The following is a 2575-nucleotide window of genomic DNA, read 5'->3' as shown; positions in this document are numbered from 1 at the left end:
CGTGCGGCGCGCCCGGCGGGCCGCCTGGCGCGGGCCGGCCGGGTCAGTCCGCCGCCGGAGCGGCGCGCACGACCACCTCCGCCGCCCGCGCCACCTGCTCCCCGGTCAGGTCCGCGCGCACCGACAGGCGCAGCCGGGACACGCCGTCGGGGACGGACGGCGGACGGAAGCAGCCGGTCACCACGCCCGCCGCCCGGCAGTCCGCGGACCACCGCACGGCCGCCTCCGGCGACGGCGCGCGCACCGACACCACCGAGGCGTCCGGCCGCGTCGCCGCCAGCCCGGCCGCGGCCAGCCGCCGGTACAGCGCGGTGGCGTTCGCGCGGGCGCGGGCGGCCCGCTCCGGCTCGCGGCGCAGCAGCCGCAGCGCGGCGAGGGCCGCGCCCGCCGCCGGCGGGTTGAGCCCGGTGTCGAAGATGACCGTACGGGCGGTGTTGACCAGGTGCTCGATCACCCGCGCGGGACCGAGGACCGCGCCGCCCTGGCTGCCCAGCGCCTTGGACAGGGTGGCGGTGGCCACCACGTCGGGCGCGCCGGCGAGCCCCGCGCCGTTCGGCCCGCCCCGCCCGCCGTCGCCGAGCACGCCCAGGCCGTGCGCGTCGTCGACGAGCAGCGCCGCGCCGTACGCGCGGCAGGACTCGGCGAGGCCGGCCAGCGGAGCCGCGTCGCCGTCGACGGAGAACACCGAGTCGGTCACGGCCAGCGCGCGCCGGACCTGCCCCGCGGCCGTCGCGGCCCCCGCGGCCTGGTCGAGGATCTTGCGGAAGGCCTCGGGGTCGGCGTGCGGGGCGACGGCCACCTCGGCCCGGGACAGGCGGCAGCCGTCGATGAGCGAGGCGTGGTTGCCCGCGTCCGACACCACCAGGGCGTCGCGGCCGCTGAGCGCGGTGACGGCGGCGAGGTTGGCGGCGTAGCCGGAGGCCAGCACCAGGCACGCCTCGAACCCGCAGAAGGCGGCCAGCTCGGCCTCCAGCGCGGCGTGCAGCTCGGTGCTGCCGGTGACCAGGCGGGAGCCGGTCGAGCCCGCGCCCCAGCGGCGCGCCGCCGCCGCGGCGGCGGCCGTCACCTCCGGGTGCCGGGTCAGGCCCAGGTAGTCGTTGCCCGCCAGGTCCAGGTCCGGCGAGTCGGCCGGGCGCGGGCGCAGGGTGCGGGCGAGGCCGGCGCGGCGCCGGTGCTCGCGCTGCGCGTCGATCCACTCGAACGGGTCGTGGTGAGGCATCGGCCGTCCCTGCTGTCTCGTCGGGTATGGGAGTCCTGGGAGTCTTCAGGTGTATCGGATCCGTCCGGTCCGCCAGGTCTGCCGGGTCCGCCGACGATGCCGCGTCCGGCGGTCCGCCGTACGCCTCCGGTCCGCCGCCGGGTCCGGCGCCGGGACGGCGGTCCGGCCCGCTTCCGCAGGTTTTCGTCTGTCGGGTCCGGATAGAACGTATCGGCGGCCCCGCGCGGTCAGGGTGTGGCAATACACACACTCGGAACACGCCGTGTTGTACGAACTCTCCTTGGCCGCGAGCGGCGGCGTAGGACAGGATCAACGTCATGGACCTGCTGACCACGCTGGTGGACAAGGGCCTGCGGCGCGAGCCGCCGACCCGCGAAGAAGCCCTCGCCGTGCTGGCGACCTCCGATGACATGCTGCTCGACGTGGTGGCGGCGGCGGGCAGGGTGCGCCGCGCCTGGTTCGGGCGGCGGGTCAAGCTCAACTATCTGGTCAACCTGAAGTCGGGACTGTGCCCCGAGGACTGCTCGTACTGTTCGCAGCGGCTCGGCTCCAAGGCCGAGATCCTGAAGTACACCTGGCTGAAGCCAGAGGAGGCCACGGCCGCGGCGAAGGCGGGGGTCGCCGGGGGCGCCAAGCGGGTGTGCCTGGTGGCCAGCGGGCGCGGGCCGACGGACCGGGACGTGGACCGGGTCTCCCGGACCATTGAGGCGATCAAGGAGGGCAACGAGGGCGTCGAGGTGTGCGCGTGCCTGGGCCTGCTGTCCGACGGCCAGGCGGCCCGGCTGCGCGAGGCGGGCGCGGACGCCTACAACCACAACCTCAACACCTCCGAGGCCACCTACGGGGCCATCACCACCACGCACACCTACGCCGACCGCGTCGACACCGTCCGCCAGGCGCAGGCGGCGGGCCTGTCCGCGTGCTCCGGTCTGATCGCGGGCATGGGCGAGACGGACGAGGACCTGGTCGACGTGGTCTTCGGGCTGCGCGACCTGGACCCGGACTCGGTGCCGGTGAACTTCCTGATCCCCTTCGAGGGCACCCCGCTGGGCGGCAGGTGGCAGCTGACGCCGCAGCGCTGCCTGCGGATCCTGGCCATGACCCGGTTCGTCTTCCCGGACGTGGAGGTGCGGCTGGCCGGCGGACGGGAGATCCACCTGCGCACGCTCCAGCCGCTCGCCCTGAACCTGGCCAACTCGATCTTCCTGGGCGACTACCTCACCAGCGAGGGGCAGGCCGGCAAGGACGACCTGGCGATGATCGCCGACGCCGGGTTCGAGGTGGAGGGCACGGACACCAGGACGCTGCCCGCGCACCGCGCCGGCGGGGCCGAGCCCGCGGCGGCGGCCTCCGAGG

The 2575-nt window shown here is 75.9% G+C and carries 2 protein-coding genes; one reads left to right on the top strand and one right to left on the bottom strand.

Annotated features, from left to right (window positions below; genetic code table 11):
- Positions 1-43: 43 nt before the first annotated feature.
- Positions 44-1219, bottom strand: coding sequence for an 8-amino-7-oxononanoate synthase (locus RKE29_RS29215; RefSeq protein WP_312008726.1), 1176 nt, complete (start codon positions 1217-1219; stop codon positions 44-46).
- A 317-nt stretch (positions 1220-1536) separates the two neighbouring features.
- Between RKE29_RS29215 and bioB the strand changes: the two genes are divergently transcribed.
- Positions 1537-2575: biotin synthase BioB (gene bioB / locus RKE29_RS29210; RefSeq protein ID WP_312008725.1), on the top strand; the 1039-nt coding region annotated here is incomplete at its 3' end.

The sequence above is a fragment of the Streptomyces sp. B1866 genome (genome assembly GCF_031932565.1).
Lineage (GTDB): Bacteria > Actinomycetota > Actinomycetes > Streptomycetales > Streptomycetaceae > Streptomyces.
The sequence above is the reverse complement of the archived record's forward strand: the minus strand, read 5'-3'. Positions and strand labels throughout refer to the sequence as shown.